This window comes from Acinetobacter sp. MB5 (genome assembly GCF_003261585.1).
Classification (GTDB): Bacteria; Pseudomonadota; Gammaproteobacteria; order Pseudomonadales; family Moraxellaceae; genus Acinetobacter.
This window is the reverse complement of sequence record NZ_POVU01000006.1, coordinates 166866-189953: the sequence shown is the minus strand read 5'-3', so window position 1 is coordinate 189953 and position 23088 is coordinate 166866. Positions and strand designations below refer to the sequence as shown.

Annotated in this window: 21 protein-coding genes and 1 pseudogene; 13 read left to right on the top strand and 9 right to left on the bottom strand. The window is 41.5% G+C overall.

The annotated features are described in order from the left end of the window. Nucleotides 1-9: 9 nt before the first annotated feature. Together C1A47_RS09880 and lpxO are read right to left on the bottom strand one after the other, a co-directional pair. The gene (locus C1A47_RS09880; RefSeq protein ID WP_111894866.1) at nucleotides 10-678 is read right to left on the bottom strand and encodes a flagellar biosynthesis protein; all 669 of its coding nucleotides are present in this window, start codon (nucleotides 676-678) and stop codon (nucleotides 10-12) included. 156 nt (nucleotides 679-834) lie between these two features. Beyond that, on the bottom strand, nucleotides 835-1740 hold the full coding sequence (lpxO, locus tag C1A47_RS09875; RefSeq protein WP_111894864.1) for a lipid A hydroxylase LpxO: 906 nt from the start codon (nucleotides 1738-1740) through the stop codon (nucleotides 835-837). A gap of 949 nt (nucleotides 1741-2689) precedes the next feature. On the opposite strand from lpxO, the gene sbmA reads away from it, so the two are divergent. After that, the gene (sbmA, locus tag C1A47_RS09870; protein WP_111894862.1) at nucleotides 2690-3886 is read left to right on the top strand and encodes a peptide antibiotic transporter SbmA; all 1197 of its coding nucleotides are present in this window, start codon (nucleotides 2690-2692) and stop codon (nucleotides 3884-3886) included. A gap of 294 nt (nucleotides 3887-4180) precedes the next feature. On the opposite strand, the gene C1A47_RS09865 is transcribed toward sbmA, so the two are convergent. Further along, the gene (locus C1A47_RS09865; protein ID WP_111894860.1) at nucleotides 4181-4702 is read right to left on the bottom strand and encodes a chromate transporter; all 522 of its coding nucleotides are present in this window, start codon (nucleotides 4700-4702) and stop codon (nucleotides 4181-4183) included. After that, on the bottom strand, nucleotides 4699-5253 hold the full coding sequence (locus C1A47_RS09860; RefSeq protein ID WP_111894858.1) for a chromate transporter: 555 nt from the start codon (nucleotides 5251-5253) through the stop codon (nucleotides 4699-4701). Before C1A47_RS09860 ends, C1A47_RS09865 begins: the two co-directional genes overlap by 4 nt. A gap of 102 nt (nucleotides 5254-5355) precedes the next feature. On the opposite strand from C1A47_RS09860, the gene C1A47_RS09855 reads away from it, so the two are divergent. The 6 genes and pseudogenes from C1A47_RS09855 to C1A47_RS09830 all read left to right on the top strand — a co-directional run bounded on the left by C1A47_RS09855 (nucleotide 5356) and on the right by C1A47_RS09830 (nucleotide 12287). Further along, nucleotides 5356-6258, top strand: coding sequence for a LysR family transcriptional regulator (locus tag C1A47_RS09855; protein ID WP_111894856.1), 903 nt, complete (start codon nucleotides 5356-5358; stop codon nucleotides 6256-6258). A gap of 128 nt (nucleotides 6259-6386) precedes the next feature. After that, nucleotides 6387-7181 (top strand): hypothetical protein, encoded by a 795-nt coding sequence (locus tag C1A47_RS09850; protein WP_111894854.1) that lies wholly within the window; start codon nucleotides 6387-6389, stop codon nucleotides 7179-7181. Nucleotides 7182-7589: 408 nt separating this feature from the next. Next, nucleotides 7590-9053 carry an autotransporter outer membrane beta-barrel domain-containing protein gene (locus C1A47_RS09845; protein WP_111894852.1) on the top strand — a complete coding sequence of 488 codons (1464 nt, stop codon included), beginning with the start codon at nucleotides 7590-7592 and terminating at the stop codon, nucleotides 9051-9053. A gap of 344 nt (nucleotides 9054-9397) precedes the next feature. After that, nucleotides 9398-10105 (top strand): annotated as a pseudogene (locus tag C1A47_RS09840) (hypothetical protein). Nucleotides 10106-10212: 107 nt separating this feature from the next. Next, nucleotides 10213-10719, top strand: a complete 507-nt coding sequence (locus C1A47_RS09835; RefSeq protein WP_111894850.1) for a hypothetical protein — start codon at nucleotides 10213-10215, stop codon at nucleotides 10717-10719. 338 nt (nucleotides 10720-11057) lie between these two features. Then, the gene (locus tag C1A47_RS09830) at nucleotides 11058-12287 is read left to right on the top strand and encodes a hypothetical protein (RefSeq protein WP_111894848.1); all 1230 of its coding nucleotides are present in this window, start codon (nucleotides 11058-11060) and stop codon (nucleotides 12285-12287) included. 29 nt (nucleotides 12288-12316) lie between these two features. On the opposite strand, the gene gatB is transcribed toward C1A47_RS09830, so the two are convergent. The 3 genes from gatB to gatC all read right to left on the bottom strand — a co-directional run bounded on the left by gatB (nucleotide 12317) and on the right by gatC (nucleotide 15671). After that, nucleotides 12317-13792: an Asp-tRNA(Asn)/Glu-tRNA(Gln) amidotransferase subunit GatB gene (gene gatB, locus C1A47_RS09825; RefSeq protein ID WP_111894846.1), complete on the bottom strand. Its 1476-nt coding sequence runs from the start codon at nucleotides 13790-13792 to the stop codon at nucleotides 12317-12319. Continuing rightward, nucleotides 13792-15270, bottom strand: coding sequence for an Asp-tRNA(Asn)/Glu-tRNA(Gln) amidotransferase subunit GatA (gene gatA / locus C1A47_RS09820; protein WP_111894844.1), 1479 nt, complete (start codon nucleotides 15268-15270; stop codon nucleotides 13792-13794). Before gatA ends, gatB begins: the two co-directional genes overlap by 1 nt. Before the next feature lie 89 nt (nucleotides 15271-15359). Then, complete coding sequence (gatC, locus tag C1A47_RS09815) at nucleotides 15360-15671, bottom strand: Asp-tRNA(Asn)/Glu-tRNA(Gln) amidotransferase subunit GatC (protein WP_004750883.1); 312 nt, start codon at nucleotides 15669-15671, stop codon at nucleotides 15360-15362. 131 nt (nucleotides 15672-15802) lie between these two features. On the opposite strand from gatC, the gene C1A47_RS09810 reads away from it, so the two are divergent. From C1A47_RS09810 to C1A47_RS17675, 6 genes are all read left to right on the top strand, one after another. Then, entirely contained in the window at nucleotides 15803-16849 is a 1047-nt protein-coding gene (locus tag C1A47_RS09810; RefSeq protein ID WP_111894842.1) for a rod shape-determining protein, read from the top strand. 14 nt (nucleotides 16850-16863) lie between these two features. Further along, nucleotides 16864-17721, top strand: a complete 858-nt coding sequence (gene mreC / locus C1A47_RS09805; RefSeq protein ID WP_111894840.1) for a rod shape-determining protein MreC — start codon at nucleotides 16864-16866, stop codon at nucleotides 17719-17721. Beyond that, nucleotides 17708-18199, top strand: a complete 492-nt coding sequence (gene mreD, locus C1A47_RS09800) for a rod shape-determining protein MreD (RefSeq protein ID WP_111894838.1) — start codon at nucleotides 17708-17710, stop codon at nucleotides 18197-18199. The genes mreC and mreD overlap by 14 nt, the downstream gene beginning before the upstream one ends. Next, nucleotides 18187-18753 (top strand): Maf family nucleotide pyrophosphatase, encoded by a 567-nt coding sequence (locus tag C1A47_RS09795; RefSeq protein WP_111894836.1) that lies wholly within the window; start codon nucleotides 18187-18189, stop codon nucleotides 18751-18753. Before mreD ends, C1A47_RS09795 begins: the two co-directional genes overlap by 13 nt. 38 nt (nucleotides 18754-18791) lie before the next feature. Further along, complete coding sequence (gene rng, locus C1A47_RS09790) at nucleotides 18792-20246, top strand: ribonuclease G (protein WP_111894834.1); 1455 nt, start codon at nucleotides 18792-18794, stop codon at nucleotides 20244-20246. A gap of 126 nt (nucleotides 20247-20372) precedes the next feature. After that, entirely contained in the window at nucleotides 20373-20552 is a 180-nt protein-coding gene (locus tag C1A47_RS17675; protein ID WP_162625932.1) for a PA1571 family protein, read from the top strand. Between the two features lie 49 nt (nucleotides 20553-20601). Here the strand turns inward: C1A47_RS17675 and C1A47_RS09785 are convergent, their stop codons facing one another. Next, nucleotides 20602-21999: a WS/DGAT/MGAT family O-acyltransferase gene (locus C1A47_RS09785; protein WP_111894832.1), complete on the bottom strand. Its 1398-nt coding sequence runs from the start codon at nucleotides 21997-21999 to the stop codon at nucleotides 20602-20604. A 181-nt stretch (nucleotides 22000-22180) separates the two neighbouring features. Then, a complete protein-coding gene (locus tag C1A47_RS09780; RefSeq protein WP_111894830.1) occupies nucleotides 22181-22918 on the bottom strand; it encodes a phosphoadenylyl-sulfate reductase in 738 nt (245 codons plus the stop codon). Nucleotides 22919-23088 lie beyond the last annotated feature (170 nt).

The window sequence follows — 23088 nt, the reverse complement described above, 5'->3', positions numbered from 1 at the left end:
TTGTCTTGTTTAAGGCTGTTGTTTTTTGAGTTCAGCGACCAGTTTCGCTTCATAATCATCAAGTACTAGGTTGATGTTCTTAATCCATTTGCTGCCATTTGCAAATTGGGCAGATTTGGTTACTTGGCTATAAATGTGAATTGGTGGCAAAGCACTTTTGCTGTTGATCAGATCACTCTCAATTTCAGAATGAATTTTGACTGAACTAAAGCCAGGTTGGAACCATGACCAGAATTTATTGATTCTGACAGTCAGCACCATATCGGCTCTGGCTTGATTACTTTGGGTATTGGATACAATCTGATAACCTGCTTGGCTTAGGGCATGTTCTACACGTGCTTTGACCAGATCGGTCACCGTACCTTGTTCTAATAAAATATCTCCCAGTGCCATACCATAAGTATTTCGTTTACGTGCAACAGCGCGGGCTTTTTCATCGGCTGTGGCTTGGGCCAAACCACCTTTTAAAGAGGGAATGTCAGGTGATTTGGGCTTATCTTCAAAAACACGTCGATCTTCAACCACAGCAATGACTGCCACTTTGTGACTGATCGGTGAGCTTGACATCGTGGTTTCGGTGGCAGGTGAGGGTAACTGAATCAGCCCGCGTGAAGTTGCACAGCCTGTCAGTGTGATTGAGCATAATAGGGCATAGCTCAGTAATATTTTTGATTGCATGTCTTGTACCTGTTGTTATTGGAATTGATTATTAATTGATCATATTATCTTAATTTAAGATGATGGCATATCACAGGTTTATTGCTTTTTCAGTCGATCAGGCATAAAAAAACCGCATCTTTCGATACGGTTGATATGGTCATATGGTCTTCGTCGTTACAATATACTTGGAAGTAAAATGGCACCAATCACCACAAGGAACAACGCCCATTTGCTGAGATAATACATTTTGCGATTTTTTGCTTTAAGTTCACGACCTCTAGCATGAATCGCATAAAAATATTTAAAAATACGGTTAATAAAACCTGTTTGATCTTGTGCATCGTTTGGAGATGCTGATGCTGACATGACATTACGACCGAACCAGTGATTAAAGTTTTGTGCCCACTGCCATTTCATTGGACGTTCGATGTCACAAAACAAAATAATACGGGTCTGGTCCGCTTTGTTTTGCGCCCAGTGCACATAGGTTTCATCAAAAATCGTGGCTTCACCATCGCGCCAGCTATAACGTTCCTGATCGACTTCAATAAAACAATCATCACTGTTCGGTGTTGTGAGTCCTAAGTGATAACGCACTGAACCCGCATATGGATCACGATGTTTACCCAAGTAGCTGCCCGATGGTAGCTCGGCAAACATGGCGGCTTTAACGGATGGAATTTTCTCTAAAATCGCGACAGTTTTTGGGCACAGTTGTTGTGCAGATGGGTGGCTGTCCTGATACCATTTTAGATAAAAGCGTTTCCAGCCACGTTTAAAGAAGGTATTAAACCCTGCATCATTGTTGCTTTGCGCTGCTTTGATTTGGTTTTGCAGTGCAATTGCTTCGTCACGAATGATTTGCCAGTTGTCTTGCAGTGGTTTAAGTTCAGGAAAGTCTTCAACAGGATAAAAGGGTTGGGCAGGCAGGCGTGAAAAGCCCGTCATAAACATGTTGATTGGGCCTAAAAAGGTTGAATGATCGAACAGTTGTCGTGACAATTTTAGACGCTCTTTACCTCGAAAATAGGTATACAGCAGACTAATAATAAAAATTGTTACAATAAGAATCGCATACATAGAGAAGAACCACCGTCATGATGACAATCCTGGCCATGTAGGATTGTACTTTCGTTCATTCTGTCAAAAATCAGATTATTGGCGGATTTTAAACTGATTTTGTGTGAGCGGTCATGTATAAATTGTAAAAAAAAAATGTAATTTTCGGTGAAAATCTGCATTTAAACTGAGAAAACAATGTTCTAAAAATGGCATAGCATTTGCACAGCATAATATCTTGGTGTGGTTTGATTGGAGTATTGAGATGATGCAGCAGGAAAAATTGAAAAAGAAAGGCTGGTTCTGGTTTTCTGTGGTGATGTTGCTCCAGTTTCTATGTATTGGGTTGAATGGTTTATGGATCGCCAGTTCAGGCTAAACCAGTAACCAATTTATACCATTAAGGTCACTGTTGTTGATCCTGATCATAAATGATTGTCTTCACAGTGCTATTTGCATTAACCATGATTCTTTCATCCAATAAAAATGATTGGTGAGTAAAATACACAAAATAGCAGGGAATTATTTGAGGGTTGGTCATTGAATAGATCCCACAAGATATAAAGGTCGACTGACAGCGCAAAATATACAGTCCATACGCTCATTTTGTTTGGTGTAACATTGGAAAAGTCAAAAGTAGGCGAAAAAACTGCGGCACGATATGAATCGACTGTCGCAATGATTTGGGTCAAATGGCCTAAACCATCGATTTATCAGGCTCTTTAATAGAGCATGTAAATTGTCATGTATTTAAAATGAGCATGACGATTAAATTAAAGAGAAAACAACTTCTATTTTGATAACTGTGAAAAAGAGCACAAAAGCACTCTTTTTTGTTGCGCTTTACAAAAAATAAAAACATGATGTGCAAGAGTTACTTACACTGATGCCTGAAGTATCAGGCCTTTGTATTGATCACATCGTGCTGAGCTAAGAAGAATCTAATCATTAGACGGAATTCCAATACCCCATGTTTAAATCGTTTTTTCCTGCACCACGTGCATTCTTTATCTCGGTAATTGCATGGTTATCGTTTAACTTGATCTTATGGTATGCGGGAGGAAAAGCTTGGGGTACGATCATTGGTCTACCACATGGTTATGCCGATGCCGAACTGGCTATTGGTGTTAGCCGTTTCTGGTCGGCAGACTTCTTGTGGTTCTATTTATGGTTCTTGATTTCAACCAGCATTTTTGCAAGTTTTTGGCGCTTTTTTTCAGACAATAAATGGCAGCGCTGGTCGATTTGGGGCTCGGCGCTGATTCTGTTTAATATCTGGTTTGGTGTGCAAGTCAGTGTAGCGGTCAATGCTTGGTATGGGCCATTTTGGGATCTTATCCAGAAAATGCTGGCAGGTGGCGGTGGCAATATCAAAGACCTGTATATGGGAACCTTGACCTTTTTATATATTGCGATGGTTGCCGTGACACTGGCGGTGCTGAACTCATTTTTGGTGAGTCACTATATTTTCCGTTGGCGAACGGCAATGAATGAATATTACAGTGAGCACTGGCCGAAGCTTCGGAGTATTGAAGGGGCATCGCAGCGTGTGCAGGAAGACACCATGCGCTTTGCGACCACGATGGAAGACTTGGGCGTCAGCTTTGTCAAAGCGATTATGATTTTAATTGCCTTTTTACCAATTTTATTCCAATTGTCTGCACATGTGCCTGCGCTGCCTTTGGTTGGCGAGGTGAAGCATTCTCTGGTGTATGCTGCGGTTGCTTGGGCGGCTTTTGGAACCCTGTTACTTATGGTTGTCGGGATTAAACTGCCAGGTTTGGAGTTTAATAACCAAAAAGTTGAAGCTGCCTATCGTAAAGAACTGGTGTATGGCGAAGATTTTGTTGAGCGTGCCGAGCCAGTGACTTTAAGAGAGTTATTTGGAAATGTCCGTAAAAACTATTTCCGTCTGTATTTCCACTATACTTACTTTAACTTGGTGAGTACGTGGTACATGCAGCTCGATGTTTTATATAGCCTTGTGGTACTTTTCCCCTCGATTGCCGCAGGGAAAATGACGCTGGGTCTGCTGAATCAGATTGGGAACGTGTTTGATAAAGTGCGCGAGTCTTTCCAGTATTTGATCAACTCATGGAAGACGATTATTGAACTACTTTCGATTTATAAGCGTTTAAAAGCCTTTGAGTCGATTTTGTATAAATAAAGCCTTAAAAGATATAAATAAAAAAGCCAGTCATGCACGGTTTTGACTGGTTTTTTTGCACTCATTAAAAAGAAGCATGGTCGAAAATTTTTGCTCATCCATGAACGATGTTACGTACAACACCCATGAATATATTGGGTAAAAATTCAGATAGTGCTTCGTCGAACAATTCTTTCCAAATAGAAGATTCATGGTTGTTATTTTGAGATTCTGAAACAGGATCTTGCATCAAACACCTGAGTATTCAAAGAAGCAAAATTGCACTTTTATGATGTACATCACTGTGGCATAAAATTATAAGAAACACACACCCAAGACTGCACCTAGTAACATCACCCAAAGCGGATGGACTTTTTTAAACATGCCTAATGCTGCTGTGGCAATCACAATTCCACCGAGCAATAGATTTTGCGCCGATGCCGATGCAATCAACCATCCACTGACCAACACCAAACCCACAGTAATCGGTTTCAAGGCTTTTTCAAAACGGGCACGTAATGGATGATCTTTGACCTGTTTCCAGAACTTCATGGCATAGACCGTAATGACCGAAGAAGGGCCAAATTTCGCAATCGAGCTGACAATCAAGCCTGCTGTACCCGCAACATGCCAGCCGATTAAGGGTACAATCATCATATTCGGGCCAGGTGCAGCCTGAGCCATCGCAAACAGTGAACTGAATTCCTGCGCAGTGAGCCAGTGGTGAACATGAACCACCTGATGCTGCATTTCAGGCAAAATGGCATTGCCACCGCCAAAAGCCAATAAAGACAGCTCGGTAAACAATAAGGTGAGCGACCATAACACCCAGATCATGCGCGTTTTGCTCCCATATTTAACAGCCACATATTCAGCGCTAACAACAGAACCAAAGTGAACAGCAATGGTATTTTAATGATGATCATCAACAGAAACGTCAGCACAATACTGCTGATCGTTAAATAGCTTCTGGCAATCGGTTTCAGCATTTTAAAGCCTGTAGATAACAGTAAACCCGCGGCAGCCGCAGCCAAACCCTGAATGGCATGTTGAACGGCAGGCAGATTTTGAAACTGGCTATAAATTTGATAGATCAACAGCACAATAATTGTGGGCGCGCAGATCAATCCTAAAATGGCAGAAAATGCACCTTTTACTCCCTGAAATTCCATGCCAATGGCAACGGACATGTTGATGATATTGCCCCCTGGCAAGATTTGGCAGACACCGAGCAAGTCGGTAAATTGTGTGGTGCTGAGCCATTTATTTTCTTCAACAATCATGCGGTGTGCCAACGGCAAAACGCCGCCGAAGCCCATTAAGCCCAGTTTTAAAAAGCCTAAAAATAACGCTCGACAAGTCGGTGTATGCAGCACCCGTGTATCCACAATTTGATCCTAAAGCCATTGATTCTGTGTCATAGCATGCGGTGCTTGTGCTATATTTACCAATGCTATTTTTTGCATAAAACATACCTAAAAAGTATAGATATGATTGATATTCATAAACTCAACGCCTTTGTGGCTGTGGTTGAAGAAAGTAATATTTCCAAAGCGGCCAACCGTTTGTACATGCAACAGCCACCGTTGACACGGCTGATTAAAAGTTTGGAGCAGGAACTCGGTACAGCACTATTCAAGCGCTTGCCACGTGGAGTCGAAGTGACCGAAGCAGGGCGAGTGTTATATCAGGAAGCGCTGAGCATCTTGGCGCATGCGCAAGCCATTCCCCAGCGGGTACAAAATATCGCGCAGGGTTTAGAGGGACAATTGCATATCGGTTTTACCAACTCGGTGGGTTTGCATCCATTTTTACCCAATCTGTTACGCCAGTTCCGTGAACAGTTCCCTGCGGTGGCGATTCAGCTTGAAGAAGAAAGCAGTCGAGATCTGATCGATGCAGTGCTCAATGAAAAACTGGATATTGCTTTTTTGCGCCGTCCAGCATCGCTACATGCGGAACTTGCGAGTATTCATGTGCTTGATGAACCGCTGATTGTGGCGTTACCGAGTAATCATGCTTTAGCCGATAAAAGTGGAGCGATCCGTTTACTCGATTTGGAACTCTATGAATTTGTGTTGTATCGGCGGATGGCAGGGCAGGACTTGTTTGACAATATTTTGGCACATTGTTATCAGGCGGGGTTTAGTCCCAATATTGTCCAAGAAGCACCGCGTCTAACCTCCAGTTTAAACCTAATTGCAGCGGGAATTGGCGTGTCGATTGTCCCTGCATCGATTCAGGATTTTTGGAATAAACAAATCATTTATAAAACACTCAAAGCCGAACCGCCTTGTTTAGCGCCGATTTATGCGGTGTATCGGGCAGATGGAAATGTGCGGGTAGAACATGTGCTCAGGCTTTTAAAAAATCGAATTTCAACTTCAAATTGATTGAAATCATGCCAATCATAAAATATAGAGCAACTTTATTTTTTAATTAATATTAAGGGGTTGTTTGTTATTTTGTTCGTATTATGATCGATGACAGCCAATCAACACCGTTCTACAGGATTAAAACGATGCAACCCTATTTTGATGCTCCTATGCTTGAAGTTGCCCAGTCCGAAATTAGCGTTAATATTCAGGATACGCCTTATTTTTATAATGATCAGGGCGTGCCAACGTACCTGAAAACGTTGCCCGAAGGTGTGGAAGTTTTGGAGTTGATACCTAATACGAATGCAATTGGGAATGAATATGATGTTCCTGGCATCATTAATCAAAAAGATGATGGTACATCTGGTATCGAAACGCAGTTGGGATTTGCTGCGAATCAGGTTGAATATGAAGCCTTGTGGGCAACCAGAGAGATTGCGGCTGCATTTGGTATTCTCTTGGTGGAGCAAGGGCAGGCGGTAAAGATCTCCAGTCCTGTGGAGACACTGTCACAAATTGAATATGAATATGGTGTTTTTGCAGGGCACTGGTCGCCGTATCAGGGAACGGGCAATCAATTGCTGAGTGTGGTGTGTACCGACTTGGAGCATCATAACTTTCCACATGTGTTTGCCTCGACAGATCCTGACTTGCCACTGGTCATATCCGTAGGGCGTTACTGGCCTAAACTTGGCAAAATCCGTTTGGCTGATTTGTGGGTGCCTCAGGGCAGTGCTTTATATATTCCGCCAAAGCTTGAAATTGCCGATCAGGACTATATGGATTTGCACAATAATCGAAACTCGGCACATGCCTGTTGGGGCAATATTCATAAAAACAGTTTGCAAACCCATACCTTGCTTCAAGCTGACAATGGTTATTTCTATTGGTATTGGAACCCAACTCCAACAGTGCATCCGACTTTAACTTTGCCTTAATTTTATTTTGCAATCACTTTCATTGAACATGTGTGATGTCGGGATATGGGTATGCCGACATCAAGTTTTTATTTTATTGTGTATTTTTAAAACAATTAATGATATTTATAAATAATTAGTGTGATATTATTCACATTTTATACACACTTTGTTTTTTGTGTCACATTGTGTTTATGATGTGTACATATATTTATCTAGGTAGAAATATCTAAGATTAATGAAAAAATATGAAGTTTATAGTCTTAAAACAACAAGTTCTTTTATAAATATTTGTTTAAAAAAAATCCAAAGTATTTGCTGGAATTGTTGTTTAAAGGTGTTTCTATTAATGATTTACTTAATGCTGGGGTGATAAAAATGTACTTATTAAACAAAAGGATAGTTTCTAAGCTTCTTTTAGGTGGCTTAATGCTGGGAGTAACAGTAGTTAGTCAGGCAGAAGATGTAGTTAACCCTTCGAATGGTAGCTCTGTTAGTACTTGGGGAGATGTTTCAGGCACACAAGTTTATGGTCAAACATTTACAAGTAGTTCAACTCAAAATTTGACTAGCTTTACATTTTATTTAACAAAAACAAGTGGTACAACAGCAACTAATTTTCGTGCCTATATTTATGAATGGGACGAGGCAACAAGTAGTGTAGTGGGTTCAGCAGCATTTGCATCAGATGTTATTACACTAGATATGAATGTTTCAGATACCCAAGCTGTTACAGTAAGTACAAAAGGAACTACTCTGTCTCAAAATAAAACGTATGTAATCTTTTTTTCAACAGTCGGTGAATCAGGTACATCCAGTTATACTTGGCTGCTAGGGCAATCAACCGCAAATGGTAAGTTTGTATTTTATAATGTTGATGACTTAAACACACTTTTAACGACATCTTGGGTGTATTGGTTATCTAGTTATGATCTTGCTTATATATTCTCGTTTGGTCCTTCTGCTGCAGATACCTTAGCCTCTATGCAAGGTAATGTGACTGGTTTAAGACAAGTTTTTGCTTTGCAGTCTGACACTTTAAATGATGGCTTAAACCAGTCATGCTCATCATTTAATGATGATCGATCATGTATTTCTTTAATTGGTCGATATGTTCAAACCAATGGTTCAAATGGTACTGAAGCCACTACAGGTGGCGTCAATCTGGCGTATAAATTGACACCAAACTTTTATATAGGAGGTTCAATTGAACAAATTGCTTCGGATACAGAATCGGGCAATGTAAAATATCGACAAAATGCGCCCGATGTCGGCTTCTATACAGGTTGGACACAAGGTGAAAATGGGGATGGCTGGCAAGCCCGATTTGCCTATCGCCATAGCGATGGCCAAGTCACCGTGACACGTGAAGCAATCGGGAGTGCAGAAGCAGGTGTAGGGACTGCTAACCTTACAGGAGATGGCTATCAGTTTTCAGTTGGCAATGCTGTTCGTTTAGACAATCAGGCATTGATTACGCCATATATTGGCGTCCGTTATACCGATATCAAACGCCATGGCTATAGTGAAGCTGCCACTGACAGCGTGACACAACCGTTGCAATATGCTGCATTGTCGCAAAAAGCAACAACAGTACTGGCAGGAAGTAACTTTGAAGTGCCATTGATGAGTAAGCTTAATTTGACAGGAAATCTGGGTGTCGAAAAAGACGTACAGTTTAAAGTCGACAATTATGTTGCAACAGGAGTGGATGGCTTAGAACCAATTAAATTTGCCGATAAGCATAATGATATTCGTGCTGTAGCGGGTCTAGGCTTGAAATATAATTTTGCTGCCAATCAGCAGTTATCCATTCAAGCCAACTATAAAGAACAAGCTTATGCTGCTGATTCTTCGACCAGTGCCACACTTGCTTATACAACATCATTTTAATTAAAACTTTAAAAAGACCATCTATAAGATGGTCTTTTTTTTTGCTAAATTTTTAAAATGAGCAAATAATTTTTTAAAAAATAGGCAAATATAAATAAAATATCTAAATCAAGCTGCATGAATCCTCAATGGTAGCAATAAATATGGATATGGGAATAACACCAAAACGTTAATCGAAGATCTATTTACCTTCTGATTAAAGTTGATCTAATACATCAAGATATTTCTGCCCTAAAATGCCTTTAGCCTTGTGTTTTAAAAATAAATCTGGAATATGCTTGAATATGAACAATAAAAATCTCGATTCAAAAGTCCTCCTTGCCGTTTTGACCAGTGTAGTGAGTATGCTGACTGTTGCTGAACCACTCAAAATTGCTGAGTTTAAAAAAGCTCAACTAAGCCCCTCTTAGCAGCAATCCATTTGCCAGCAAGCCGCAACTTTATGTCATCAGCCTAAACTGATCAGAAGTCTAAAACTCCCTGATCAATCTATCTGGATCTTGTCCGAGGGCGATGTTGCTACATTTCAATCATCATCACAGGGCTTAAAATTGACGCAGCAATGGCATGTACTGACCCCAACTCAAGATGATGATCAACGAAGCAGCCAGTATGTTTACCCTAAACTCTTTCCACTCGATCAAAAGCGTTATGCAATTGCAGGTATAAAAACCTATTCTGAAATGTATTCAGGGGGTGGCGCAAACATCGAACGGGCAGATTTTTATGAACTTCTCGCCAATGGTCAGACAAAGCCATTGATGCAGAACTATCCTTTTAGTTTTGGTCGTATGATTCGTGCTTGTTTCTCTGAAGAAGACTATGAGCGTTCAAAAGGTGACTGTCACGATGAAGATGGGCTGAGTGTCGACATTCAAGTTCTCAAGCCGATGTTATGGCAGTTCCGATATGCCTATGGTTTGCATGTTTCTCCTGCTTCCGATTCGGACGAAAAATCCTATAAAGGTAGTCGAATTCTGAACATTGATTTAAATCATCCGCCGATTCAGCCAAAAATTCCTGAAACGTGGAACTTTGCAGGGCTTGAATAAATGCTTTGAACACAGTAGATGAGCACAGCATTTACACAGTTAGAACAACCGAGCAGATCGTCGTATGATACAACCAAGCCAATTATTTCATTTATGGAACTCAGCTTATGTCTGCACCACGTAAAGCTTCCTTTTTAGGTCGAGCCATTTTGCTCGCAGCCGCAGTTTTGGGCACAACTCAAGTGACTCAAGCAAGCCCAACCGTTGACCGACTCAGTGAATGTTTGGTGAAGGCTACCACGGCAAGTGATAAAACTACCGTGTTGCAGTGGACATTTGTGGCACTGTCGAATCATCCTGAGTTAAAGCAGTTTAGTCATGTGACCGAAGAACAGAAAAATGCGTTAGATCAAAGCGTGGCGCAGGTGTTGCAGCGTATTTTGGTGGATCAATGTTCGACACAGACCAAAGCAGTGATTCAGGCGGATGGCGTACAGGCAGTTGGGGAAAGTTTTCAGCAGTTGGGACAGATTACGGGTGAGGAAATTTTGAAAACGCCTGAAGTGAAGCATCAGCTTAATGGATTGTTGCGCTATGTGGATATGAATAAGTTGGTGGTGACGTTTTTGACGCCTGAGGTTTGGAATCAGTTGGGTGTGATCAGAGGGAAGTAGGTTTAAATCCTCTCCCTAGCCCTCACTTGCGCTTGGTTTTAAAGCAGTACTTTAAAACTTGCTCAGGAGAGGGGATCACGCGTATCAAATTAATCATATGACAAAGTCCCCTTTTTAAAGCTGAAAAGCGAAGCTTCGCAAGGAGAGGGATTCAGAAATCACACATAAAGAAGGACTTTGAAAGTTGGATACGTCTTAAGTCTTTGAGTTTGTGATGGAGGGTAGTTTTTTGATGAGAGGTTTTTTTGTTGATTTTATATGAAAAAATTACATATTAATTAAATAAGTTTGCAATATAATTTTCTTGTTTTATTGGGGATTTTTAAGAGGGTATATTGGTGTCCACTAAAGAAGAAAAAAGTTATATAAAGCAAGAAAGAATGTTTGATGAACGTAACATGTTTATTGATGAAAAAAATATATGTGATTTATCATCACTAATGATTTTAAAGTTTGATAATTTTTTAAAAACGGATTTACTAAAAGATATAGGTTTAAAAATTCATATCAAAGTAGTTAATAGAGCATCTATTAATGCATATGCAGGTTTTGTAGGTGATGAATATAAAGTTGCTCAAATATTAATTACACAAAATATGTTAATTGAGCTTTATAGATGGGCAGTTACATTTACGGCTTACTCAAAAAAATTTTATCAAGATTCACCGAAAAATATAGATGATTTAAATAATTTTTATTTATATAAAGATAGTGATTTTCTATTTAATGATTTACCTAAATTTGACTTAGATAAACTTGATGATTTTGCCGCTATAGCTGTGCAAGCCTTAAACGATAGTCAAAAGCATGATTTGATGGATGCAAATGTTCAAGCAAGTAAAACAATGTTTTGGCAATGGGCATTGATATCAGTTCTATCGCATGAGGTTTCTCATCTGCTCCAAAAACATATGAAAATATTGAAAGATATGGGGTATAAGTCAGGTCAATATTACTCAGAAATTAGTACTTCTTCAGATTTCGATAATAGTCAGAATTTAATTCCTTTTAGACAATCAATGGAGTTGTTAGCTGATATAAAAGGGATGATGATAACCTTGAAATATATGCTTCATAAGAAACAACTTACTTTCGCTAATGTATATATGCTTTTATGTGGACAAACCTGTATTTTTAATCAATTCTATTACGATGGCACTTACAGTGAGCAATTAAATATTTTTGAAAGTACACATCCACACCCTGTTATAAGAATGAAATTTTTCGAATATTTCACTTATTATGTACTCGAAGAGATAGCTTTCAAAAACTATGATAGAGATATTTTTCTTAAAACCTGTGCTTATCTTGGTACAAAATCTAATTTGTTGGTAGGATTGTATTGGAAATGGAGATATTTGACAGATGATAATGACGGACTAACTTCATTTTTAAATCTTAGTGCTGAACAGGGTGAACTGAGTGCGTATGAATATTATATTTACATAAAGAAATATATATTTGAGTTATGTGATTTGATTGAGAAAGAATACTTAGGAGATGCTACTCCATTATTATTTATTAAAAGTAGAATGCATGATTTTTTTGAAAAAAGAAACCCGCTCTAAAGCGGGTTTTCTTTTAAAGTTTGATAAGATTAACCAATCAATTTCTTCATCAATTCATTGACTTGAGCTGGGTTGGCTTTACCTTTTGCAGCTTTCATCACTTGACCGACAAGACCGTTAAAGGCTTTCTCTTTACCAGACTTATATTCCTCAACCATTTTTTCATTGGCTGCAAGCACGTCTTTAATAATCGCTTCAATCGCGCCTGTATCGGTTTCTTGCTTCAAGCCTTTTTCAGCAATAATGGCATCGGCAGTTTTGCCTTCTTCCCACATAAAGCCAAACACTTGCTTCGCGATTTTACCGTTAATGGTGTTATCGACAATACGAGCAATCATGCCACCAAGTTGCTCAGCAGATACAGGAGAGTCAGCCAAATCCAAGCCTGCTTTGTTTAAAGCACCTGAGAATTCACCCATCACCCAGTTTGCAGAGACTTTACCTTGAGCCGCACCGCCTGCCGCTGCAACGACTGCTTCAAAAAAGTCAGACATTTCACGATTCAGCGTCAATACATGTGCATCGTACTCAGTCACACCAAAGTCAGCCACGAAACGTGCACGACGTGCCGCAGGTAACTCAGGCAATGCTGCGCGAGCTGCTTCGATTTGCGCATCGGCAATAATCACAGGCAACAAGTCAGGGTCAGGGAAGTAGCGGTAATCGTTCGCTTCTTCTTTAGAACGCATTGAACGCGTTTCCATTTTCACAGGGTCGAACAAACGTGTTTCTTGATCTACCGTGCCATCCCATTCCAGAATTTCCATTTGACGTTCAATTTCAACATTGATCGCTTGCTCAATGAAACGGAATGAGTTGAGGTTTTTCAATTCACAACGTGTACCAAACGGCTGACCTGGGCGGCGTAAAGACACGTTACAGTCGGCACGGAACGAACCTTCTGCCATGTTACCGTCAGAAATACCGAGCCAACGCACCAGTGTGTGAATCGCTTTAATGTAGGCAACCGCTTCTTCAACCGAACGCATGTCTGGTTCAGACACGATTTCAAGTAAAGGTGTACCTGCACGGTTCAAGTCGATGCCTGACATACCTTCAAACTGATCATGAACAGATTTACCCGCATCTTCTTCAAGGTGAGCACGGGTTACGCCAATGCGTTTTACAGTGCCATCTTCAAGTTGAATGTCAATATGACCCAAGCCCACAATCGGGTTGTCCATTTGGCTAATTTGGTAGCCTTTTGGTGAGTCAGGGTAGAAATAGTTTTTACGGGCAAACACAGAGGCTTGGTCGATGTAAGCATCAATCCCCAAACCAAAGCGAATCGCAAGATCAACCACTTCTTTATTCAATACAGGCAAAACCCCTGGCATTGCCAAGTCAACCAAACTCGCTTGAGTATTTGGGTCTTGACCAAATTCAGTCGATGAACCTGAGAAGATTTTAGATTTAGTTGCAAGCTGAGTGTGAATCTCAATCCCGATCACCACTTCCCAACCATCAATCAGGTTTGATTTAGGCTTTTTTTGAGCTTGTGCCATTATGCATTCTCCTCAGCAATTGCCGCACGTTGGGTGTGGAAGTCAGTGTTTTGTTGGTATTGATGCACAATCGACAACAATTGAGATTCAGACCAGTAATTACCAATTAACTGTAAGCCGACAGGTAAGTTGTGATCATCTAAACCTACAGGTGCGTTAATCGCAGGCAGACCCGCCAAGTTCACTGCAAGCGTGTACACGTCACCCAAATACATTTCGGTTGGGCTAAGGTTCGCACCGATCTTATAGGCTGTGGTTGGTGCAGAAGGTGCAGCAATCACATCAACCTGTTCAAAGGCTTTTAAGAAATCTTGCTGAATTAAACGACGAACTTTTTGTGCTTTGACATAGTACGCATCGTAATAACCCGCAGATAGTGCGTAGGTTCCGATCAGGATACGACGTTTGACTTCTTCGCCAAAACCTTCAGAACGAGAACGCTTGTACAAGTCCATCAAGTCCACAGGGTTTTCACAGCGGTAGCCATAGCGCACGCCGTCATAACGTGACAAGTTTGAAGACGCTTCAGCAGGTGCGATTAGGTAATAAGTCGGCACATAAGCTTCAACCATATTCAGGTCAACTTCGACCAAAATAGCGCCCATGTCTTCAAGTTTCTTTAACGACGCTTCAACACGTGCTTTTACGTCAGCCGCTAAACCTGCAACATTGAAGTACTGTTTCGGAATACCAATGCGTAAACCTTTCACAGACGTTGCATTGAGGTTCGCGACATAGTCATCAACGTCTTTTTCTACAGAAGTTGAGTCTTTGGCATCGTGACCTGCAATCACATTCATCAGGTAAGCACAGTCTTCAGCCGAACGTGCCATTGGGCCTGCTTGGTCTAAAGATGAAGCAAACGCGATAATCCCGAAACGAGACACACGACCATAAGTTGGTTTTAAACCTGTCAAACCACAAAATGACGCAGGTTGGCGAATTGAGCCGCCTGTATCTGTGCCTGTGGCAAACGGGGCAAGGTCAGCCGCAACCACAGCAGCAGAACCCCCTGAAGAACCGCCTGGAACATAGTCCAAGTTCCACGGGTTTTTGGTTGCGCCATAGTACGAGCTTTCAGAGGTTGAACCCATGGCAAACTCGTCCATGTTCACTTTACCCAAAGTCACGAGACCTGCGGCTTTGGCTTTGCTCACTACAGTGGCATCGTAAGGTGAAATGAAGTTGTCGAGCATTTTTGAACCTGCAGAAGTGCGAACACCTTGGGTACAGAAAATGTCTTTATGTGCCAGTGGAATCCCTGCAAGGACAGAAGCATTGCCTGCTTGGATTGCAGCATCGGCAGCATCGGCTTGGGCAAGTGCCAGCTCAGGGGTTACCGTGACATAACTTTTAACCTGAGCATCAATTTTTTCAATACGCTTTAAATAATGTTGTGTCAGTTCGCGAGAAGAAAATTTGCTGCTTTGCAAACCTTCTGACAATTCGCGAATAGAGAGGCGATGTAAATCAGTCATAATTTAAAATCTAGTCTAGAAATGGCAGCCGAGCTGGTTTTTGTGAAAAGCGCCACAAAACTGCCAAAATTTACAAAATGAAACAAAGATTATTCGATCACACGAGGAACTAAATACAAGCCATCTTGGGTTGCAGGTGCAACAGCTTGATATTCTTCACGGTGGTTGGTTTCAGTGACCACGTCAGGGCGTAAAGGTTGTGGATGATCAAATGGACTTTTTAATGGCTCAATCCCTGTAGTATCAATGCCTTTTAAGGTTTCCATCATGCCTAAAATTTTATTTAGACTTTGAGCGTACTCCGCAGATTGCGTATCATTGAACGATAAACGTGCAAGATTGGCAATTTGCGATACGGTTTGAGCATTTAGATCTGAATGCTGAGCATCCGATGTAGACATAACATCACCTTGTCAGTATCAAAAAATTTCAAAATATCGTGCTATATGATAAGCGATTGACTTGTTCAAATCATCACATTTAGTTAAAGTTGCGACCTTGCGTCCACATTTGTAAAAACTGAGTACGACCCGTGATTTTAAAACGACTAATTGGCTTGTTTTCGCCAGATCTTGCGATTGATTTAGGTACAGCTAACACACTCATTTATGCACCAGGGCGGGGCATTATTTTAAATGAACCGACTGTGGTTGCAATTCGCCATAGTGGCTCACAGAAAATTGTTGCAGCTGTTGGTCTAGATGCGAAACAAATGCTAGGTCGTACCCCTGCCAATATTTCTGCGATTCGACCAATGAAAGATGGTGTGATCGCGGACTTTGAAGTCACCGAAACCATGTTAAACCAATTTATTGGTAAAGTGCATGAAAAACGCCTATTTCCACCTGCTCCGCGCGTAGTGGTGTGTGTGCCATGCAAATCAACGCTTGTTGAGCGCCGTGCGATCCGTGAAGCAGTATTTAATGCTGGTGCACGTGATGTACGTCTGATTGAAGAGCCAATGGCTGCTGCAATCGGTGCAGGCTTACCTGTTGAACAAGCATGTGGTTCTATGGTTGTTGACGTCGGTGGTGGTACTTCAGAAATTGCCATTATCTCTTTACAAGGTTGTGTATACGCAGATTCTTTACGTATCGGTGGCGATGTCTTTGATGAGCAAATCATTAACTACGTGCGCAAAGCACATGGTTGCGTGATTGGTGAAACGACTGCTGAACAGATCAAGAAAGAAGTGGGTATGGCGATTGCCGATGAACACACTGAAAAACTTGAAATTGAAGTGCGTGGTCGTAACTTGGCAGAAGGTGTTCCTCGTTCGATTACCGTGACTTCTGACGAAGTGATGCAAGCGATTGCTGATCCACTACAAAGCATCGTGAGTGCGGTTAAGTCTGCGCTTGAGCAAACCCCTCCTGAACTTTCATCAGATATTGCTGAGCGCGGTATTGTGTTGACTGGCGGTGGTGCATTGCTTCGCAACTTAGACAAACTATTGGCACAAGAAACTGGCTTGCCAGTGGTTGTTGCTGAAGATCCTTTAACTTGCGTGACACGCGGTGGTGGTAAAGTCCTAGAATTCTTTGACAATCCAAACCATGACATGCTTTTTGTAGGGTAAAATAGGACAGGGCGGTGCAACCGAATATTTTTTCAAGACAACCGCCATCTTTTCGCTCATTTATTATTGCGGTCATTACCTGTTTACTTGTGCTTTTCTTTGATTGGCGCATGCCTCATGTAGTGCAACCTGCAAGGGATGTCTTGTACGCGGCATATAATCCCATTTATGCCATTGCAAGCTATCCAGTCATGTCGCGAGAGTGGCTGAATCAACAAACCAAGTCTGAAGAACAACTGCGTCGTGAAAATACTGCAATGCGTGCTGAGTTGTTACAAGCACAAGTACGCCTGCAAAAACTCTCTGAACTTTCTGCAGAAAATACCCGTTTGCGTGGTCTGCTTGATACCCCTTTAATTATTGATGGTCGTATGGAAATTGCTGAAGTCATTGGGACCGATGCCGATCCATTACGTCAGATCATTATGATTAACCGCGGTAAAGCAGATCATTTGTATTTGGGGCAAACAGTATTGGATGATCACGGTATCATGGGGCAGATTATTGATGTCTACTCACATAGTGCCCGTGTCTTGTTACTTTCCGATAAAGAAAGCTCGCTGTCGATTCGTATTGAACGGACTGGAATGCGTGCGATTGTGTCGGGGACAGGTGATTCTGGAATCTTGCAAATGCAATATGTTCCAACCAGTGCAGATCTTATGGTGGGTGATCGCGTTTATACTTCAGGTTTGGGTGAACATTTCCCAGCAGGTTATTTAGTGGGAACAGTATCCAAAATTCAGCGCCACAATTCGGGTGAGTTTGCACAGATTAATGTAACTCCAGCAGGACAACTGGCTGGTGGGCATTATGTGGTGGTACTGTTTTCGGACTCGTTAGCGAAGGAGCAGCCTTATGCTAGTCGCTAATTACCGTCCGCAGAAACCCAAAGATCCATTTATCTGGATTGTGATTTCGACATTGCTTGCATCGGTGCTGACGGTTTATCCGTTAGCTTATGATGTTTCGGCATGGCGACCACAGATTATGTTGCTGGTCATGCTATTTTGGGTGCTGTGTCAGCCAACATGGTGTGGAGTCTGGTTTGCATTTGGTTTGGGTATTTTTACTGACCTATTGCTCGATGCACCACTTGGACAAAACGCGCTGATTTATGTCGTGATTACTTTTGCTGCTCGTTATTTTATTCGTGAGCGACGAATTTTATCCTTCCTGAATTTGTGGGTGATTGCATTTCTTGCGATTATTGCCTATGTGGTCTTTATATGGATCACGCAGGTCATGGTTGGGGTGAACTATCCGATCATGCGCCGCTGGCCTCCATTAATCAGCAGTGTTTTTACTTGGCCTGTGTTATATTATCTCTTGAAAAGATGGCGCATTTAATTTTAGCTTCGAGCTCACCTCGTCGCCAAGAGTTGTTGTTACAGCTTGGTTTGACGTTTGAGGTGTTTAGTCCTGAAATTGATGAAAGTGTGCTGCCAGATGAAAATGCTGTGCAGTATGTTGCGCGTTTGGCTCAAGCGAAAGCGTGGGCAGTCTTACAAAAATTTCCCGACGCAACAGTGATTGCCGCAGATACCAGTTTATCGGTCGATGGTGAAATTATTGGAAAACCCGAATCTAAAGCTCATGCTTTTGCTATTTGGCAAAAACTGTCAGGGCGTTGTCATGATGTTTTGACAGGGGTTTGTGTTACAAATGCCAAACAGTCAGTAGATCGGGTTGTCCAGACACAAGTCGAGTTTCAACAGCTCACGCCAAATGATATGGAAAATTATTGGGCAACAGGGGAACCAGTGGGGAAAGCAGGTGCCTATGCCATACAAGGGCAGGCAGCGCAGTATATTCCTCGCATTATCGGCAGTTATACCAATGTGGTTGGACTGCCATTGCATGAGACTATTCAGCTATTACAAGCGGTCGATGCATTAAACTGATCGCTTTACAAAAATTCTTATAATGTTTTGAGTCTATTATGTCAGATGAATTGCTGATTAATGTCACGCCGATGGAATGCCGCGTCGCATTAATTGAAAATGGAACCGTCAACGAACTCTTTGTTGAACGTACAGTCAAACGTGGTTTAGTCGGAAATATTTATAAAGGTAAAGTCGTGCGTGTCCTTCCGGGTATGCAAGCTGCTTTTGTCGATATTGGATTGTCGAGAACAGCATTCTTACATATCAACGATATGGTCTGGCCACGAAATCAACCAACACCCAATGTTTTTGATCTACTTCAACCTGGGCAAATCCTCACCGTTCAGGTGATGAAAGACATGCTCGGCACGAAAGGGGCTCGTCTCAGTACCGACCTCTCGATTCCTTCACGTTATTTGGTACTCATGCCATTTGGGAACCATATCGGGGTTTCTCAGCGTATTGAGTCTGAAGAAGAACGTGATCGTTTGCGTACCTTAATCGAAAAAATCCAGAAAGAACATCAGCTCCCAGGTAGTGTGATTGTACGTACTGCAGCAGAAGGGATTGATGAAGCTTCGATTGCCCAAGATATGAATTATCTGGCAAAGCTTTGGGAATATATTCAGCGTAAGCAAAAAATAATTGCAGTACCTTCACTGATTTTTGAAGAATTACCATTACATCAACGGATTGTGCGTGATCTGGCCTCTGAATCAACCAGTAAGATTTGTATTGATTCACGTGAAATTCATGCCAAGCTCAAAGACTTTATTCAGGAATTTATGCCTGAAATGCAAAGTCGCCTGATTCATTATCCAGGTGAGCGTCCTTTATTTGACTTGTACAATGTCGAAGAAGATATTCAAAAGGCCTTGCAAACACGTGTAGCGCTCAAATCTGGCGGTTATTTGATGATCGACCAGACTGAAGCCATGACCACGATTGATGTGAATACAGGCTCTTATGTCGGTGGTCGTAGCTTAGAAGACACTGTCTTTAAAACCAATATGGAAGCGACTCAAGTCATAGCACGTCAGCTCCGTTTGCGTAATTTGGGTGGCATCATCATTATTGACTTTATCGACATGCAGGAAGCAACGCATCGCGATGAAGTCATGAAACAGTTCGAGCGCATGCTAGAGCGTGATCATGCCAAAACCAAGATTACCCAAGTCTCTGAGCTTGGGCTTGTGGAAATGACGCGTAAACGGACGCGTGAATCATTAGAGCATTTGCTGTGTGAGTCATGTCCAACCTGTCAGGGGCGTGGTTTTGTCAAAACGGCAGAAACCGTATGTTATGAAATCTTCCGTGAAATTTTACGTTATGCACGTGCCTATCAGTCACAAGCGGGATTTACCGTTGTTGCACATCCATCTGTGATTGATAAATTGTTAACAGCGGAAGCGCCAGCAGTGGCCGATTTAGAGCACTTTATTAACCGAATAATCAAATTTCAGGTGGAAAACCTCTATACGCAAGAGCAATACGATATCATTCTTAGTTGATTTTGTAACAGAATTTCGCATAAGCCTTGTTACAACTCACTGTTTACTTTCATTATGCATTTCTCAATACTATACCTAAGCCAGTAGTCAAAGACCTTTTAGTCTGAGCCAGATGGGGAGTTGAAAATGCATATGAGAGAAGACATTAATTTGACAAATCATACCCAACCAAATCCAGAACAGCATCCTGTTAAAAATGATTGTTATATGGTGGACGAGCACGGTAAAGAAGTGCAAATCACCACTTCAATGGTACAAGATATTTGTATTAAATTGCTTGAGCAATGCCGTACAGTAAAAAGCTAAAATAAAAGGGCGATTGAGACGCCCTTTTATTTTGTCTGATTGGTTCTCTTTAACCGACCTGTTTTAAATGTGTTTTATGATGACTGTTTTGAGATGGTTCTAATTCTAGGCAACGCTCGTAATTTTGAATCTCTTGTTCAAGCAACACCAGTAAACTTTGCACTTTCGGTAAAGTATTACGACATGCCACAATTCCCACTTCAAGTTTATTTAAATAACTGGTTAAGGTAATGTTGAGTGCCTGACCATCAAAGACTACCGAAGCAGGGTAAAGAGCTTCGAGTTTCGCACCATTCCAGTATAAAGGCTCACGTGGGCCAGGAACGTTGGAAATCACCAAGTTAAACGCCTGATGCTTTGGCATGAGTCCAGAAATGATATTTAAGCCTGCTGCTGCATAGACAAAAGCGCTATAACCTAGGATTTGCTCTTGGTTCATGCGCTTAAAACGATTTTTTGAATTGCTGACGCTGCGAGAAATGATTTTGGCACGTTCAACTGGATCACTGATATGCGTTGCAAGATTGGCAAGTATCATCGTGATGCGATTGCTGGTATCAGAGTCATCAGAACGGATTGATGTTGGCACCATCGCAATTAACGGTTTTTCAGGCAAGCTATTTAAACTGAGCAAGTATTCCCGAAGTGCGCCTGAACAAACCGATAAAATAACATCATTGAGTGTAATTTGCAGCGCTTTTGCAATGCGACGGAATCGGTCAAGGTTAAAGGATTGAGCTGCAAAGCGGCGTGAAGCACTAACCCGTTGGTTTAGAATACAGGCAGGGGCTTGAAAACTTGAAACATAGTCAGGGTCATGACGACGATCATGTACTGCCTGAGCCAGTTCATGGTAAACACCAGGCACAATGCTCATTTTTTGCTTGAAATGGGTGAATTTCGAGTTGAGTTGGCGAATCGGATTCTTTTTATCTGACTGTGACCGACGTTTTTCAATACACCATGGTGGAACAATGCTATGGATATTCGGATCTTTGGCGAAAGATTTTTCCATCAGACGCATACTGGCTACACCATCCACCATGGCATGATGGATTTTGAAGTACATGGCAAAGCGATTGCCTTCAATCCCTTCAATAATGGTACAAGTCCAAAGCGGCTTGGCACGATCAATTAAAGTGCCATGTTCTTGTGAAATATAGACCAGTAACTCACGGATACGCCCAGGGTGTGGCAGGGCGATATGTCGGAAATGATGATCTAGATCAAAATCTTCATCTTCATCCCAGAACAGACCATTGACCTTGTTGTTAAATGGTGGAACAGGTTTACATTTTGAATTGCGAATATCTGCAACCAAATCTTGAATAAAGGTCGAAGGTGAATTCTTCGGAATCTGGAATAAAAACAGTCCTCCCACATGCATAGGCTGCTGTCTTTTTTCTAAAGATAAAAAAATAAAGTCGATTGGGTGTAATGGTCGCATTACGTTGTGCCTCACTGCCTATGCATCTCTATCAGTATATGACTGATTGCCATTCTATTTTTGCTGACTTTTGTTATAAGTAAAACGATACATGCTGAAAAATCAGTTTATACGCTCGAACTTTCAGTATAGATAAAAAACCACTGCAAAGCAGTGGTGATATGTAAGGATCTACGACAAATTATGGTTTTAAATTGCCTGCATGTAAGCCACATTCTTTGTGGGTGGCTTCTTCCCACCACCAGCGACCTTCACGTTCATGTTGATTTGGAAGAACTGGGCGAGTACATGGTTCACAACCAATCGAGGTAAAGCCACGTTCATGCAGTGAGTTGTATGGAATTTCCATCATGCGGATATAGTTCCAGACATCGGCACTTGACCAGTTCGCAAGCGGATTGTACTTAATCAGTTGCTTACCTGGGCCTGAGAAACCAGCATCGGCTTGAATTACAGGGATTTCATTTCGTGTACCTGGGCTTTGGTCTTTGCGTTGACCTGTGATCCAGCCATCAAGCGTTGCGAGTTTTTTGCGAAGTGGCTGAACCTTGCGAATGCCACAACATTCTTTGTGGTCATCTTGATAGAAACTGAACATGCCTTTTTCTGTGACCAGTTTTTGTACCGCTTCAGCTTCAGGGAAGCAAATTTCAATATCAATTTTATAAAATTTACGAACAGCTTCGAGGAACTGGTAAGTTTCTGGGTGTAGGCGTCCAGTGTCGAGGCTAAACACACGAAATGGCTTACGCAGGCGATAGGCCATGTCAATCAGCACCACATCTTCTGCACCTGAAAAAGAAATGGCAACTTCACCTTGTTGGTTTAAAGCAAGCTCAAGAATTTCACTTGGCGATTTGTCTGTGTATTCAGCAGCAAGTGCATCAATCAGATCAATAGATGGAATGGTGTCGGTCATGGTTATTCCTGGCTGTTGGCTTGGAGGCTCATCAATAAGACAGAGATAAAGTCAAAATGAATTTAAGTAAAGCACAAAATGCGATGATAAATAAAAGGTAAATACTTATAAGTAAAATCGGTTTAATTAATATCATCTTAAATTGAGAAAGCTGTTGCTATGATACCTAA